This is a genomic window from Rhizobacter sp. P5_C2 (genome assembly GCF_054049715.1).
Genome location: NZ_JBFULV010000070.1, coordinates 1 through 17,056, shown reverse-complemented (window position 1 = coordinate 17,056; position 17,056 = coordinate 1). Strand labels below are relative to the sequence as shown.

5 protein-coding genes are annotated in these 17,056 nt (G+C 69.3%); 4 read left to right on the top strand and 1 reads right to left on the bottom strand.

All coding sequences use genetic code 11. The annotated features are described in order from the left end of the window. Positions 1–2: 2 nt before the first annotated feature. From ACXJLU_RS22875 to ACXJLU_RS22865, 3 genes are read left to right on the top strand one after another with little or no spacing between them, the layout of a single operon-like run. On the top strand, positions 3–7,883 hold the full coding sequence (locus ACXJLU_RS22875; protein ID WP_457334930.1) for an amino acid adenylation domain-containing protein: 7,881 nt from the start codon (positions 3–5) through the stop codon (positions 7,881–7,883). Then, positions 7,880–11,899, top strand: a complete 4,020-nt coding sequence (locus ACXJLU_RS22870) for an amino acid adenylation domain-containing protein (RefSeq protein WP_457334928.1) — start codon at positions 7,880–7,882, stop codon at positions 11,897–11,899. Before ACXJLU_RS22875 ends, ACXJLU_RS22870 begins: the two co-directional genes overlap by 4 nt. A gap of 51 nt (positions 11,900–11,950) precedes the next feature. Next, complete coding sequence (locus ACXJLU_RS22865; protein ID WP_073468069.1) at positions 11,951–12,664, top strand: YebC/PmpR family DNA-binding transcriptional regulator; 714 nt, start codon at positions 11,951–11,953, stop codon at positions 12,662–12,664. Here the strand turns inward: ACXJLU_RS22865 and ACXJLU_RS22860 are convergent, their stop codons facing one another. Continuing rightward, positions 12,665–15,073: a TonB-dependent siderophore receptor gene (locus tag ACXJLU_RS22860; RefSeq protein ID WP_457334926.1), complete on the bottom strand. Its 2,409-nt coding sequence runs from the start codon at positions 15,071–15,073 to the stop codon at positions 12,665–12,667. 284 nt (positions 15,074–15,357) lie between these two features. Between ACXJLU_RS22860 and ACXJLU_RS22855 the strand changes: the two genes are divergently transcribed. Beyond that, entirely contained in the window at positions 15,358–17,043 is a 1,686-nt protein-coding gene (locus tag ACXJLU_RS22855; RefSeq protein WP_457334924.1) for a hypothetical protein, read from the top strand. Positions 17,044–17,056 lie beyond the last annotated feature (13 nt).

Genomic DNA, 17,056 nt, shown 5'->3' with positions numbered 1-17,056 from the left:
GCATGAGTTCACGCGCCCGCGACATCGCCGAGCGATTCACCCGTTTGCCGGCCGAGCGCCGCAGCGCCTTCCTCGCGCTGCTGCGCGAGCAGGGCGTCGACTTCGGCCGGCTGCCGATCGTGCCGTGGCCATCGTCCGATTCATCCGATGAACCCGATCCGATGTCGCACGCCCAGGCCCGACAGTGGTTCCTGTGGCGGCTCGACCCTGCTGGCACCGCGTACCACATCGCCGGTGCACTGCGCCTGAGCGGGCAGCTCGACGTGGCCGCGCTGCGCGCGAGCTTCGACGTGCTGGTCAAGCGGCATGAATCGCTGCGCACCGTGTTCGACGCCTTGCCGGACGGGCTGGCGCAGCCGCGCGTGCTGCCGGCCGCGACGATCGCATTGGCCGAGCGCGACACCGACGAAGCCTCGCTGGCCGCCGAGCTGCAGCGCATCAACGCCGAGCCGTTCGACCTGGCGCGCGGCCCGCTGCTGCGGCTGGCGCTGTTGCGGCTCGCACCGCAGCAGCACGTGCTGGCGGTCGTGATGCACCACATCGTGTCCGACGGCGCGTCGCTGCAGGTGATCGTCGGCGAGTTCGTGTCGCTCTACCAATCGCGCGTCGAGAAGCGTGCGATCGCGTTGCCGCCGCTGCCGATCCGCTATGCCGACTACGCCCGCTGGCAGCGCCACGGCCTGGCGGCCGGCGAGCAGGAGCGGCAGCTCGCGTACTGGACCGCCCAGCTCGGTGCCGATCATCCGGTGCTGCAGTTGCCGAACGACCGACCGCGCGTCGCCGACGCGCGGCTGCGCGCCGCGCAGCACGCGGTGGAGCTGCCGTCGGCGCTGGTGCAATCGCTGCGCCAGCGGGCCGAGGCGCATCACGCGACGCTGTTCGCCGCGCTGCTGGCCGGTTGGCAGGCGCTGCTCGCGCGCTGGAGCGGCCAGCACGACCTGCGCGTCGGCGTGCCGATCGCGAACCGGCAGCGCGTCGAGACCGAGGGGCTGGTCGGCTTCTTCGTCAACACGCAGGTGCTGCGCAACGTCGTCGACGCGCGCATGCCGCTCGCGCAGGTGCTGGCACAGGCGCGCGACGCCGCGCTCGGTGCGCAGGAACATCAGGACCTGCCGTTCGAGCAGCTCGTCGACGCGCTGCAGCCCGAGCGCAGCCTGGTCACACACCCGCTGTTCCAGGTGCTCTACAACCATCAGCGCCGCCACCGGGCACTGCTGGCGCAACTACCCGGGCTGCGCGTGCAGGAGCAGCCGCTGGGCGAGCTGGCCGCGCAGTTCGAGCTGACGCTGGACACGCTGGAGCATCCCGACGGTCGCGTGCAGGCGGTCTTCAGCTACGCCGACGCCTTGTTCGAGCCGGCGACGATCGCGCGGCTGGCGCGGCAGTACCTCGCGATGCTGGCCGCACTGGCCTGGCAGCCGCAGACGGCGCTGGGCGATGTCGACCTGCTCGATGCGCAGGAGCGTGCGCAACTGCAGGCCTGGGGTGTCAATGCGCCGCAGCCGGTGGGTGGCGAGTGGGTGCACCAGGCGTTCGAGCGGCATGCGCTGTGTCACCCCGATGCGCCGGCGGTTCTGCAGGGCGACGGCGTGCTGAGTTATGGCGAGCTGAACCGCCGCGCGAACCGATTCGCGCATCGGCTGATCGCGCAAGGCGTGGGGCCGGAGACGCGGGTCGCGGTCTCGCTGCCGCGTTCGTTCGAGCTGATCGTCGCGCTGCTCGCGGTGCTGAAGGCCGGCGGCGCGTACGTGCCGATGGACCCGTCGCATCCTGCCGACCGGCTTGCCTTCATGCGCGAGGACTGCGGCGCGGCGCTGTTGCTGACGCGGGAGTCGGTGCGCGAGCTGGAGGCGCAAGGCGACATCGACAGCGACAGCGACCCCGCGGTGCCGCTGCACGTCGGCAGCCTGGCCTACGTGATCTACACCTCCGGCTCGACCGGCCGGCCGAAGGGCGTGGCCGTCGCCCACGGGCCGCTCGCGATGCACTGCCGAGAGACCGCGGTGCTGTACGAGATGAGCCCCGCGACGCGCGAGCTGCATTTCCTGTCGTTCTCGTTCGACGGCGCGCACGAGCGGCTGTTGACGGTGCTGGGCTGCGGCGCGTCGCTGCTGCTGCGCGACGAGGCGCTGTGGACGCCGGCGCAGACGCTCGCGGCGATGCGCGAGCGCGGCGTGACGAACGCCGGCTTCCCGCCGGCCTACCTGCAGGCGCTGGCTCGCGATCACTCCCAAGAGAGAGAGGATGATCCGTTCGCCCTGAGCTTGTCGAAGGGTGGCCCTGAGCCTGTCGAAGGGCCTGCGCACATGGCACCAAGGCTTCGACAAGCTCAGCCCGACCCTTCGACCGGCTCAGGACGAACGGAGTTCGGACTTCGACTGCTGTCGTTCGGCGGCGAGGCGATGCCGCGCGCCGGGCTGCAGGCGGTGCGCGAGCACCTGCGGCCGCGGCTGCTGATCAACGGCTATGGCCCGACCGAGGCGGTCGTCACGCCGGTGCTGTGGAAGGCGCGTGGGGATGCAGCCCCCATAGCCACCGCCTACGTGCCGATCGGCCGGCCCTGCGGCGACCGCACGGCGCGCGTGCTCGATGCCGACATGAACCTGCTGCCGCCGGGTGCGGCCGGCGAGCTGTACCTGGGCGGTGCCGGGCTCGCACGCGGCTACCTGGGTCGCGCGCGGCTGACGGCTGAGCGCTTCGTGGCCGATCCGTTCGATGCGAACGGCGGGCGGCTGTACCGCACCGGCGACCTGGTGCGCTGGATCGTCGATGCCGATGGCGAGGGGCAGCTCGAATACCTCGGCCGCATCGACCAGCAGGTCAAGGTCAGGGGATTCCGGATCGAGCTCGGCGAGGTCGAGGCCCGGCTGATGCCGCTGCCTGGCGTCGCCGAGGCGGTCGCGAGCGTGCAGCAGGGGCCGGGCGGCGCACGGCTGGTGGCGCACGTCACGGCGCGGACCGGCGCGGTGCTGGTGCCCGCCGAATTGCGCGCGCAGCTGGCCGCGCAGTTGCCGGAGTACATGGTGCCGGCCGCGATCGCGGTGGTCGACGCGCTGCCGCTGAACCCGAACGGCAAGGTCGACCGGCAGGCGCTGCCATTCATCGAGGCACAGGTTGATGGCGACCGCTACGAGGCGCCGCAGGGCGAGGTCGAGCAGGCGCTGGCGACGCTGTGGGCCGAGCTGCTCGGCGTGCCGCGCGTCGGCCGCCATGACAACTTCTTCGACCTGGGCGGCGATTCGATCCTGAGCCTGCAGATCGTCGCGCGCATGCGCGGTCTGGGTTGGGTGTTGACGCCGCGCCAGGTGTTCGAACGGCAGACGCCGGCGCTGCTGGCGCCGCTCGCGCAGGCCGAGGTGGCGCGTGCAGTTCGGTCGGAACCCGATGCGGTCGGCGAGGTGCCGCTGCTGCCGATCCAGCACGAGTTCTTCGCGCTGGAGATACAGCACCGCCACCACTGGAACCAGTCGCTGCTGTTGCACAGCCAGGAGCCGCTGCAGCTTGCGGCGCTGGGGCAGGCGCTGGCTGCGCTGGTGAGGCATCACGACAGCCTGCGGCTGCGCTTCACGCAGGACGCCGAGGGCGGCTGGCACCAGGCTTATGCAGCGTACGACGAGACCGCTCAGCGCGAGCTGCTGTGGGTGCGCCGCGCCGCCGGTGCGCAGGAGATCGAGGCGCTGTGCGACGAGGTGCAGCGCAGCCTCGACCTGGCCCGAGGCCCGCTGCTGCGTGGCCTTGCGATCGAGGTGGCCGACGGGAGCTGGCGGCTGATGCTCGCAGTCCATCACCTGGTGGTCGACGGCGTGTCGTGGCGCATCCTGCTCGAGGATCTGCAGAAGGCGTATGCGCAGTGCGCGGCGGGGCAACCCGTCGAACTGCCGCCGAAGACGAGCAGCTACTTGGCGTGGAGCAAAGCCCTCGTAGCCCGGATGCCAATCCGGGACGCGGCGGTCGAAGGGGATCCCGGATTGTCATCCGGGCTACGGGTCGCACACCCCCACGGCCGCAACCTTGCTGGTCAACAGACCACCACCGAACTGCGCCTCGATGCCACCCAGACCGAGGCCCTGCTGAAGCGCGCCCCAGCCGCCTACCGCACCCAGGTCAACGACCTGCTGCTGACTGCGCTCGGCCGCGCGCTGTGCAGCTGGAGCGGGCATGACCGCATCCGCATCGACCTCGAAGGCCATGGCCGCGAGGACCTCTCCGACGACATCGACCTGTCGCGCACCGTCGGCTGGTTCACCAGCCTGTTCCCGGTGGTGCTGGCCCCACTGGGCGAGCCCGGTGCGGCGCTGAAGCGTGTCAAGGAAGCCTTGCGCGCCGTGCCGCTGCGTGGCCTCGCGCACGGCCTGCTGAAGCACAGGGGCCCGCCCGAGATCCAGCAGGCCTTGCGCGCGCTGCCGCCGTCACAGGTGGTCTTCAACTACCTCGGCCAGTTCGACGGCAGCTTCGACGCGGCCGCGGCCTGGCGGCCGGCGCAGGAGCGCTGCGGCGCCTCCGTGCACGAATCGGCCCCGCAGGCGCACGAGTTCTCGATCGATGGACAGGTGTACGACGGCCAGCTCGCGTTGAGCGTGCGCTACAGCCTGGCCCGGCATGACGCGGCCGAGGTGCAGCGCTTCGTCGATGCGTTCCGCGGCGAACTGCTGGCGCTGATCGAACACTGCAGCAGTGGTGCAGGGGGCGTCACCCCATCCGACTTCCCGCTGACGCGCATCGACCAAGCCACGCTGGACGGCCTGAAGCTGCCGCTGCCGAACCTCGACGACCTGTACCCGCTGTCGCCGATGCAGGCCGGCATGCTGTTCCAGTCGCTGGTCGATGAGGGCGGCGAGGCGTATCGCACGCAGTTGCGCGTCGACCTCGACGGGCTTGACGTGGCCCGCTTCCGCGCCGCCTGGACCACCGTGCTGGCGCGGCACGAGGTGCTGCGCAGCGGCTTCATCGCGCAGCCGCCGCTGCAGTGGGTGGCGCGCCGCGTGGAGTTGCCGTGGTCGGTGCAGGACTGGCGCGGCCGCTCGGAGGCCGCGGTCGACGCTTTCGCGCAGGCCGAGCTGGCGGCCCCGCTGGACCTGGCACGACCACCGCTGATGCGCGTCGCGCTGCTGCGCACGCAGGGCGATCGCCATCACGTCGTGTGGACCGCGCACCACCTGCTGCTCGACGGCTGGAGCAGCTCGCTGCTGCTCGGCGAGGTGCTGCGCACCTACGACGGCGCGGCGCTGCCGGCACCGCTCGGGCGCTTCCGCGACCACATCGCGTGGCTGCAGTCGCGCGACCCGGCGGCCGGCGAGGCGCATTGGCGAGCGCAGCTCGCGCCACTGGCGTCGCCGACCTTGCTGGCTTCGGCGCTGCGCCGTCCCCAACCGACTCAGCCGGGACAAGGCGGCCTGCGCCGCACGCTGCCGGTGCAGCCGCTGATCGACGCCGCGCGCCGCGAGCGCGTGACGATCAACACGCTGGTGCAAGCGGCCTGGGCGCTGGTGCTGGCGCGCTGCACCGGGCAGCGCACCGTCTGCTTCGGCAGCACCGTGGCGGGCAGGCCGGCCGAGCTGCCGGGCGCGCAGCAGATGCTGGGGCTGTTCATCAACACGCTGCCGGTGCTCGCGACGCTGCAGCCGGCCCAGCGGCTGGGTGACTGGCTGCGCGAACTGCAGGCGCAGGGGCTGGCGGCGCGCGAGCACGAGCACACGCCGCTGGTCGAGATCCAGCGCTGGGCCGGGCAGGGCGGGCAGGCGCTGTTCGACAGCCTGCTGGTGTTCGAGAACTATCCGATCGATGCCGCGCTGCGCCAGGCGCCGCCGGGCGGCTTGCGCGTCGGCGCCTCGAGCACGCGCGACGACACGCACTATGCGTTGACGCTTGCGCTGCACCAGGGCGAAGCGCTGGCCTTCGACTGGCGCTTCGCGCGCGACGCGTTTGACGAGGCGGCCGTGGCGTCGCTGGCCGGGCAGGTCGAGCGGGTGCTGGCGGCCTTCGTGCGCGAGCCGGACGCCTGCGTTGGCGCGCTGTCGGTGCTGGCCGATGGCGAGCGCGACCGGCTGCTGCGGCAGGGCGAGAACGCGACGCAGGCAGCGCAGGCCGATATCGAGCCGGTGCACCGCACGATCGAGCGGCTGGCCCGGGCGCAACCGGATGCGACGGCGCTGGTCTTCGGCGACGTGGTGCTGAGCCGTGGCGAGCTGAATGCGCAGGCCAACCGGCTGGCGCACCGGCTGATTGCGCAGGGCGTGCGGCCGCAGGCGTGCGTGGGGATCGCGCTCGAGCGCTCGGTGGAGATGATCGTCGCGGTGCTCGCGGTGCTGAAGGCCGGCGCGGCCTATGTGCCGCTGGACCCGGCCTATCCCGCCGAGCGGCGCCGTGCGATGGTGGAGGACAGTGGCATCGCGCTGGTGCTGACCGAGGTCGACGCCGACGCGCTGAAGGATCGGCCGGCGAGCGATCCGCAGCTGCCGCTGCACCCCGATCAACTCGCGTACGTGATCCACACCTCCGGCTCGACGGGCAGGCCGAAGGGCGTGGCGGTGTCGCACCGGGCGCTGGCCCGGCACGCGCAGGCGGCGGCTGACTTCTTTGGCTTGGTGCCTGGCGACCGCGTGCTGCAGTTCGCGACGCTGAACTTCGATGCTTTCGTCGAGCAGCTGTTCGCGCCGCTGGCCGTCGGTGCGGCGGTGGTGCTGCGGGGTCCGGAGGTGTGGGACAGCGCGACGTTCCGGCGCGAGGTGATCGCGCGGCGCATCAGCGTCGCGGACTTGACGACGGCGTACTGGCAACTGCTGGCGCAGGATTTCGCGCGGGAGCCCGGCTGCGACCTGGGTGCGCTGCGCCAGGTGCATGTCGGCGGCGAGGCGATGTCACTCGAGGGCCTGAAAGCCTGGCGAGACGCGGGCCTGTCGCACATCCGGCTGCTGAACGCCTACGGCCCGACCGAAGCCACCGTGACCGCCTCGGCGCTGGACTGCACGCCCTTCGTCACCCGCGATGCCCCATGGCCCACCTCGGTGCCGATCGGCTCCGTCTTGCCCGGCCGCGCGCTGCGCATCGTCGATGCCGACCTGCACCCGGTGGCCGTCGGCGTGGCCGGCGAGCTGTGCATCGGTGGCCCGCTGCTGGCCCGCGGCTACCTCGGCCGCCCTGGCCTGACGGCCGAGCGTTTCGTCGCCGATCCCTTCGACGCGCACGGCGGCCGCCTGTACCGCACCGGCGACCTGGTCCGCTGGACCGATGACGGGCAGATCGAGTACCTCGGCCGCGTCGACCACCAGGTGAAGCTGCGCGGTTTCCGCATCGAACTCGGCGAGATCGAGGCCGCGCTGCTGGCACAGCCGGAGCTGCGCGAGGCGGTCGTGCTGGCGCGGCCGTCCACGGCCGGCCCGCGGCTGGTCGCTTACGTGTCACTGCAAGCCGGCGCGTCGATCGAGCCGCACCAGTTGCGCGAGCGCCTGGCGGCGGTGCTGCCCGAGCACATGCTGCCGTCGGCGCTGGTGAGCCTGCCGACGCTGCCGCTGACCCCCGCGGGCAAGCTCGACCGCCATGCCTTGCCCGAACCCGAAGCGGCCGCCGAGGCCGAGCACGTGCCGCCGCTCGGCGACACCGAGCAGGCGCTGGCGGCGATCTGGTGCGAGCTGCTCGGCGTGCCACGCGTCGGCCGCCGCGATCACTTCTTCGAGCTCGGCGGGCATTCGCTGATCGCGGTGCGGCTGGTCGCCGAGCTGCGGCACCGGCTGGGGCTGGAGGTCGCGCTGCGCACCGTGTTCGATCACCCGACGCTGGCCGAGCTGGCCGCCGCGTTGCCGGCTCGGCCGGCCGCGCACACCGCGGACCGGCTCGGCGCGTTGCTCGACGAACTGGAAGATTCACTGGAAGACACGCTGGAATGACGATCGAACTGGCTTCCCTGTCGCGCCGCTTCGTGCAGTTGCCACCGGGCAAACGCGCGGCCTTCATCGAGCGGCTGAGCGCCGAAGGCATCGGCTTCGACGCGCTGCCGCTGATCGCCCGCGAGCCCGGCACACCCGCGCCGCTGGCTCCGGCGCAGCGCGCGCTGTGGCTGGCCTGGCAGCGCGCGCCGCAATCGCCGGCCTACAACCTGGCCGGGCGCTTGCGCATCCGCGGCGGGTGCAGCGTCGACGAGGTGCAGGCCGCGGTGCGCCGCTTGGTGCAGCGGCATGCGGTGCTGCGCACGCGGATCGCGCTGGATGCCGACGGGCAGGCGGTGCAGGTCATCGACGAGTCGGCGGACGCGTTCGGCTGGTCGCTGCACGGCGCGTGCGCCGAGGCTGACGCGCGTGCGTTCGCGGCCCGGCCGTTCGACCTGGAGCGCGGCCCGGTCTTCCGCGCGGCCTTGCACCAGGAGCCCGACGGCGGGCTGGTGCTGCTGCTCGGCGTGCACCACATCGCGGCCGACGGCGGCTCGGTGGCGCTGCTGCTGCAGGCGCTGTCGTCGTTGCTGCGCGACCCCGGGCAGCCGCCCGAACCGCCGGCGCTGCAGTACGCGGACCACGCGCAGTGGCAGCAGCACTGGCTGGAGGCCGGCGAGCTGGCGCGCCAGCAAGCCTGGTGGGTCGACGAGCTGCGCGACGCGCCGCTCGCCACCACGCTGCCGCTCGACCGCCAGCGCGGCGCGCCACGCAGTGCCCGCGGCCAACTGCTCGGCTTCGGCCTGCCGGCCGAGTCCGGCGACGCGCTGCTCGCGCTGGCGCGCCGCGATGCCGCTTCGCCCGCGATGGTGACGCTGGCCTTGCTCGCGCTGCTGTTGCACCGCTATGGCGGCGACCGCGACCTGTGCATCGGCGTGCCGTCGGCGAACCGTGACCGCGCGGAGCTCGCCGGCATGGTCGGGCACTTCACCAATGTGCTGGTGCTGCGGCTGCGCGTCGATCCGCAGAAGGGCTTTGCAGCACTGCTGCGCCAGGTGCGCGAACGGCTGCTGGCGGCGCGGCAGCAGGCGCACCTGCCGCTGGACCAGCTGGTCGAGGCGCTCGGCGTCGAGCGCAGTGCCGGGCTGCATCCGCTGTTCCAGGTCAAGTGCGCGTCGCAGGCCACCGGCGGCGCATCGGAACGGCCGGCGGAGGGCGGGCTGCAGATCGACATCGATGGCGTCGCGGTCGACGAGGTGCACTTCGACCTGAGCCTCGATGTGATGGAGAACGCCCGCGGGCTGGCGTTCCAGCTCGCGTGGGCGACCGACCTGTTCGACCGCGCGACGATCGACCGATTGGCTGCTGCCTTCGTTGATCTCGCGGCGCAGGTCGCCACCGATCCACAGCGCGCGCTGGCGTCGGCCACGCTGCCGGGCGAGCCGTCGGTGCTGCATGGCGAGCCGGTGGCATGGCCATGGCACAGCGTGCCGGCGCTGTGGGCCGCGCAAGCACTGCGGCATCCGCAGCGCCCGGCCGTCGTCGATGCGCATGGCACGCACACGCACGCGCAACTGGAGCGCGCCGCGCGCGGCTTGGCCGTTCAACTCGGCCAGCGGGGCATCGGCGCGGAGGAGCGCGTGGCCCTGCTGCTGGAGCGCAGCAGCGCGTTCGTGCTGGCGATGCTGGCGGTGATGAAGGCCGGCGCGGTGGCGGTGCCGCTGGATCCGTCGCTGCCGGTGCCGCGTCTGCAGGCGCTGGTGCGCGACTGCGGCGCCCGCGCGCTGATGGCCGCTGCGCCGGTGCGGTGGAGCACGCTGCCGGTGATCGAGCCGCGCTTCGACGCGCCGCTGCCGTTGCTGCTGCCGCCCGAGCCGGTGCTGCTGCCCGACCAGGCCGCGTACATGATCTACACCTCCGGCTCGACCGGCGAGCCGAAGGGCGTCGTCGTCTCGCACGGCGCGCTCGCGAACTATGCGCAGTCGATGCTGGCGCGGCTGGCGCTGCCTCACGATGCACCGCAGGGTCTGAACTTCGCGATGGTCTCCACCGTTGCTGCCGACCTCGGCCACACGACGCTGTTCGGCGCGCTGTGTTCCGGCGGCAGCCTGCTGATGCTCGACGGCGCCGCGGCCTTCGACCCCGACGCGTTCGCCGATGCGATGCAGCGCCACCGCATCGACGTGCTGAAGATCGTGCCCAGTCACCTGAAGGGCTTGTTGAACGCCGCGCGGCCGCACGAGGTGCTGCCGGCCCACACGCTGGTGCTCGGCGGCGAGGCGGCCGATGCGGCGCTGATCGCCGCGGTGCGTGCGCTGCGGCCGGGGCTGCGCATCGTCAACCACTACGGGCCGACGGAGACCTGCGTCGGCATGCTGATGCACGCTGCCGGCGAGACCGATGCGGCGCTGCCGCTGGGCCGGCCGATCGGCGGCATGTCGGCCTTCGTGCTTGATGACGCGCTCGAGCCGGTGCAGCCCGGCATCGCCGGCGAGCTGTACGTCGGCGGGCCGGGCGTCGCGCGTGGCTACCTGGGGCAGCCGGGGCTGACGGCGAGCCGCTTCGTCGCGTCGCCCTTTGGCAGAGCGGCGGCGGGCGAGCGCCTGTACCGCACCGGTGACCGCGTGCGCCAGCGCAGCGATGGCGCGCTGGTGTTCCTCGGCCGCAGCGACGACCAGCTGAAGATCCGCGGCTTCCGCGTCGAGCCGGGTGAGTTGCAGGCGCGGCTGCGCGAGATGGACGGCGTGGCGGATGCCGCGGTGTTGCCGGGCGAGAGCGAGGCCGGTGCCACGGTGCTGTGGGCCTACGTCGTGCCGCGCCCCGACGTGACGCTGGACGCGGTGGCCTTGCGCCTCGCGCTGCAGGCCAGCCTGCCGGTCTGGCTGGTGCCGGAGGCGATCGTCGTGCTCGATGCGATGCCGTTGACGGCCAACGGCAAGATCGACCGCAAGGCGCTGCCGCGGCCGGTGCCATCGGCTCCGGGCCGCAGCATCGAGCCACCGCGCGGCCCCACCGAGCAGGCGCTGGCGCGCATCTTCGGCGAGGTGCTGGGACTCGATGCGGTCGGCCGCGATGATGATTTCTTCGAGCTCGGCGGCGATTCCATCCTGAGCCTGAAGCTGATCGCGCGCATCCGCAAGCAGGTGCCGGGCGGCGCGGGGCTGGCCTTGTCGGAGGTGATGCAGGCCACGCGGCTGCGCGACCTGGCCGGACGACTCCAGCAGCGGCTCGAGCAGCAGCACGATGCGATCTGCCTGCATGCGGGCGGGGCGGGCGTGCCGCTGTATTGCCTGCCCGGGATGATCGTCAACTCGCGCGAGTTCCTGCCGCTGACCGAGGCGCTGCAGGGCACGCGGCCGGTGCACGGCTTCGTCAGCCACGTCTACACGCGCCGGCGCTGGCGCGGCTTCGCGGTGCAGGCGCTGGCGGCGGAGTACGCGGCGTTCATCGAGGCGACTGCGGTGCGGGGGCGCTGTGCGCTGCTGGGCTGGTCGTCGGGTGGTGACCTGGCGATCGAGGTCGCGCGGCAACTGCAGGGAAGGGTCGCGGTCGACTTCGTCGGCATGGTCGACGTGTTCGAGACCGAGCCGCTGCGCGCGTCGCGGCCACTCGGTGCGGCTGAACGCGCGCTGGCCTGGCGCGAGATCGACGCGTGGGTCGGCAAATCGACGATGGCCGAGGCGTGGCGCGAGCTGTTCGCGCGGCTCGACGACACCGAGCGCGACGGGCTGGCCGAGCAGGTGCTGGTCGGCGACCGCGCGCTGCCGCTCGATGGCGACGGTGACGATGCGGCCGAGTACTTGCTGTGGGCGACGATCGACAAGCGCGCGCAGGGGTCTCGCTACGAGCACGGCCGCATCGACACGCTGATGCACGTGTTCCACGCCGGCCAGTCGGTGAACGACACGGCGGGCCGCCTGCGTGACTGGGCGGTGCATGCGCCGGTGGCGGCCACCACGGTGATCGCCGGGGCCAGCCACCTCGACATCATCCGTCGCCCGCAGCTGCACGAGGCCCTGCGCTCCGCGCTCCCCTAGAATCGTTCGCCCCGTGCATGTCGCGCGGGGCATCGATCAAGGAATGTCGGCATGGGCGCGCAATGGAAGGCATATCACAAGGACCTGGCGTCCAGTGCCAAGAGCAGGCTGTTCGGCAAGCTGGCCAAGGACATCATGGTGGCCGCACGGCACGGCGCCGACCCGGCCGCGAACTCGCGGCTGCGGCTGGTGGTCGAGCAGGCGCGCAAGGTCTCGATGCCGAAGGACACGCTGGACCGCGCGATCAAGAAGGGCGCAGGGCTGACCGGCGAGGTGGTGCACTTCGAGCATGCGCTGTATGAAGGCTTCGCGCCGCACCGGGTGCCGGTGATGGTGGAGTGCCTGACCGACAACGTGAACCGCGCGGCGTCCGACATGCGGGTGCTGTTCCGCAAGGGCCAGTTGGGCGCCTCGGGCTCGGTGGCCTGGGATTTCGACCACCTGGGGATGATCGAGGCCGAGCCGACGACGCCGGGCGCCGACCCCGAGGTGGCGGCGATCGAGGCCGGCGCGCAGGATTTCGAGCCCGCCGACGAGAACGGCGTCACGATGTTCCTGACCGACCCGGCCGACCTCGACCTCGTCAGCCGCGCGCTGCAGGGCCAGAACTTCACGGTGCTGTCGGCCAAGCTCGGCTACAAGCCGAAGAACCCGATCGACCCGAAGAGCCTGACGGCCGAGCAGCTGGAGGAAGTGGAGAGCTTCCTCACGGCGCTCGATGCCGGCGATGACGTGCAGCACGTCTACGCCGGCCTGGCAGGCTGATCAGAACCTGTACTTCGCCGTCAGCAGCACGTTGCGCTCGGTGCCGCGGAAGTAGCTTCCGTAGGCGTGGCCGCTCAGGTACTGCTTGTCGAACAGGTTGGTGACGTTCAACGCGAAGCGCCACGGGCCGTTGTCGTAGCGCACAGCGGCATCGGCCAGCGTGTAGGCCGGTTGCGATTCGGTGTTCGCCACGTTGTCCCAGCGCTTGCCGATGTAGCGCAAGCCACCGCCGACGCTCACGCCGCGCAGCACCTCTGCACCCAGCGCGTAGTCGAGCCAGAGCGCCGCGGTCTGCTTCGGCGTCAGGATCGGCATGTTGCCGACCTCGGTGCTGTCCAGGCTGGACAGCACCTTCATGTCCAGCGCGCTGAACGATCCGGTCAGCCGCAGCCGCGGGCTCAGGGCCGCCCTGGCTTCGAGCTCGATGCCGCGCGAGCGCACCTTGCCGATCGCATGGGCCGCGAACTCCGCGTCGTAGGTCACGACGTTGGTCTTCTCCAGGTTGAACACCGCCGCGGTGAACGACACCGCCTCGCCCTCGGGCATGTACTTGACGCCGAGCTCGACCTGCTTGCCGCGGCTCGGATCGAGCAGCTTGCCCTCGTCGACCGCCATCACCGGCACGAACGATTCGCCATAGCTCGCATACGGCGCCCAGCCGTTGCCCACCTGATAGGTCACGCCGAGCCGGCCGCTGGTGGCGTTGTCGGTGCGCTCGGCGACGCCGACCTCACCGGCCCGAGGCATCCGGTCCTCGTACCGTGATTTCACCCGGTCCTGGCGCACGCCGACCGTCAGGCCCCAGTGCGAATCGAAGCGCACCTGGTCCTGCGCATACAGCCCGACCTGCTCGAGGATCACCTGCTTGTCGCGCGCCTTGGAGCTCGGCTCGGCGATCGGGATGCCGTAGACCGGGTTGGTCAGGTCGAGCGGGGTCGTCATGTCCTGCCAGCGCTGCCACTCGGCGCGGCTGCGGTCGATGTCGAGGCCGAACAGCAGCGTGTGCGAGACCCCGCCGCCGCCATCGACCTTGCCCTGCACCGAGGTGTCGATGCTGTTCTCGTCGACCGCCTCCACGTCGTGCCGCGCCTGGCGATCCAGCAGGTTGGGGGCGGTGGGGTCGAGGAAGAATGACTGGATGTGGTGCTTGTCGGAAGTGCGGTGCGCATAGCGTGCGTTCTGCTGCAGCTTCCAGCCGCTGTCGAAGCGGTGCGCGAACTGCCAGCCGATTGCGTCGGAGCCGGTCTCGATGCGGCTGTAGCTCGGGTCGCCTTCCTTCAGGGTGGTCGGTTGCCCGTTGGAGTCGCTGACGAACTGCACGTCGTCGGAGCCGTCGTCGCGCAGCAGCTCGGCCTGCAGCGTCAGCGAGGTCTGCGGCGTCGGCTGCCACTTCAGCGAGGGCGCGAGGTACTGGCGCTTCTGCGTCATGCGCTCGCCGTTCGGGTACTGGTCCTGCGTGCCGGTGTCCAGCCCCAGGCCGACCACGCGCCAGCGCCACTGGCCTTCGGCATCGATCGCACCGCCCAGGTCGGCCATCACCTGCTTGCGGTCGTAGCGGCCGGTCTGCACGCCGATCTCGCGCACTGCATCGGGCCCCGGCACCTTGCTGACGCGGTTGACGACGCCGCCGACATCGCCCTTGCCGAACAGCACCGATGACGGGCCGCGCAGCACCTCCAGCCGATCGAGCCCGTAGACCTCGGTCTGCACGCCGAGGAAGGTGATGCCGACGTTCTGCGCGAGGCCGTCGCGGAAGCTGCTGGTGTACCAGCCGTCGAAGCCGCGCAGCAACACCCAGTCGAGCCCGCGCGAATCGAAGCCGTAGGGGTTCACGGTGACGCCGGGGGTCTGCGCGAGTGCATCGGTCAGCGTCGTCAGGCCCTTGTCGTCGATCTCCTGGCTGCCGATGACCGAGATCGATTGCGGCACCTCGACCAGCGGCGCGTCGGTTTTGGTGCCAACGCTCGCGCGATGCGCGACGTAGCCGCCGGCATCGGCATCGGCGCGGGCGCGCACGTTGAGCGCGGGCAGCGTGGTCTCGGCGGCTGCGGTGGTGGCCGAGGCTTGGCGGATCGCGAAGCCGCCGTTCGGCGCGCGGGCGGCTTCGAGCCCGCTGCCGGCCAGCATCTGCTGCAGGGCTTGCGCGGCACTCAGCCGGCCGGACACCGCGCGCGAGGTCTTGCCGGCGGCGGTTTCACCGGCCGCGAGGATCGGCAGGCCGGTCTGGCGCGACAGCTCGTTCAGCGCGGCATCCAGCGGCTGGGCCGGGACCTGCAGGTCGAACTCGGCTTCGTCGCGGTTGGGGGCCTGCACGGCGGCTTGGGCGAGCGCGTGCGGCAAGGCGAAGGGGCCGCTGAAGGCGGCAGCCAACGCGACGACAAGCAGGCGTTGGCGGGGGAGGGAACGCATGGGGTACTCCAGAGGTGTGTTGTGTGATGAACGACGAGCCGCTGGCGTGGGGCCGCTGAACGGGCCTGGGTGCTGGCTTGCAAGCTCTCCGACTACTTAGACGGATGAATGCGGGGAAGTGGGACACCAGCGCCCGCGTGACGGAGAGGGACACGGGTGTACTTGGCGCGGAACCAGTGATGACGGCGAGCCCACTCAGTGAGTTCGCCGCAGTCGTGGGTGTTCAAACAGAATTTGAATGACGTGACTCAATTTCAATCAATTCGATGCGCATGAGGTTTAGTATGATCAGCAACGCAAAAAACAAAATCAACAAACTGAAAAAAATGGTCTCGCCCAGACGGAGCGACAAGCACTCCAAATCGAAGTACAAGAAAAATGCGGAGTCTACGGTCGAGAATGCATTGAGCCAGCCTTTTTCCAGATCCCCCGATCAATCGGCTGAAAATCCTAAGCGGCGTGCTTCATCGTCTGTGGAAAAGACAGAATCCTCCAGGCGAATTGATGATTGCGACCTTGATAATCTCTTCAAGAAATTTGAGGTTGAACATGAAACTCTGGATCATTCAGATCTGTTGGAGTCGTTTCCGTGGATTGTGCGCCTAGACTATCCAAATGTTTCTTCGGAAGCATTGTCAGCATTCATGAACGATAAAAATAAAGCTTGGGAAGGGAGGATGGGAGTTTTTCCTTTGAAAGACAAAAAGCAGTACTCACTCGAGGGCTGTGAGATGCTAAACAGGGTGGGTCGACATCAGTTCTACGAGAAGTTCAACGAAATAGCCAGAAGTCGGCCGGATTTCGATGCTTCTGGAAGGCTGGAGGCAAACTCAAAAACCAATAAAATCATCCAATCATTCATCACGTCTGTCGCGAATGAAATCCGCACTCTGGGCTTTAGAACACGATGGAAGGGTGCCGACGATGCTTGCACTGCGATCCAGAATTTTGATATGGCAGCCAAACGGCACCAGCAATTTTTTGCTAAAGACTGGTCCGATCTTTGCCGTGCCATCGAGAAACTCGGTGAATTCCAGCAATGGACTAACAGGGCTGGATCTCCAGAAAATCGGGATCTCAAGAGACCGCGGAAGATTCCCCAGGGTATCAAGACAATGACCGTTTCGCCCAGAAAGGTCACCGAGAAGAAGCCGTCAGCGGCGTTTTGCCGAGATTTCGTCTCGTTGATCAATGCGCACGACGCCGAAAGTGCGAAAACAGGGGAGACTTATGTCCCTGGTGACGACGCGCGACCTTACCTGATCAAGTTCGTTCTTGACGAGCTTGCAAGAAATAATGGCCGGGCAGGCTTTTCCCCGAAAGAAGAGGCCGCGTTCCGGGAATTGACTGGTGCCGTTCAAGATGATTCCAAGAATTTCGATCAGTGTTGGATGAAATTCAGAGGAATCATGGAGTCTAATTCTGCGATTCAGCGTTACAAAACAAAGAATGAAGTTGTCACCACCTCCAAGCCGACAAAGCTTGCCGGGGCGTCATTCGCTCCTACTCTGAATGATCAGGAGAAGAAGGTGCTGAATGCAATCACTGAAGCTAAATCATCGAAATCCTCATTCGATGAACAGAGTGAGGTTGCATTGATGCCCCCGTGGAATAAGCYTTGGTCGCCGCAATTTGAGTACGTGGATGACCTTTYGCATTCTGTTCAGTCCACAGAGCTTTCGGATGATTTCCGTGGCGAGCTTGTCAAGATGTTCCAGGCGCATGATAGCCTTCGTGGAGCAAATGGAGATCAATATATTCCAGGGCCGAACGGGTTGCTGTTTGTCAGGGAGATGGTAGACAAAGAGCGAAGCGGAAATTCCAGTCTGAAAGGTTGGCGTGGAAAGGAGAGGAATGCCTTTGAAGATGTGGAAGCATCTTTGAAAAAGAGTCCCTTCAACTCCGACTTGTGGGATAAAACCTGGCTTCGTTTCAGGGCAGTCATGGAGAAGCACGTCGACATCAAGTGATGGGTTCTACCCG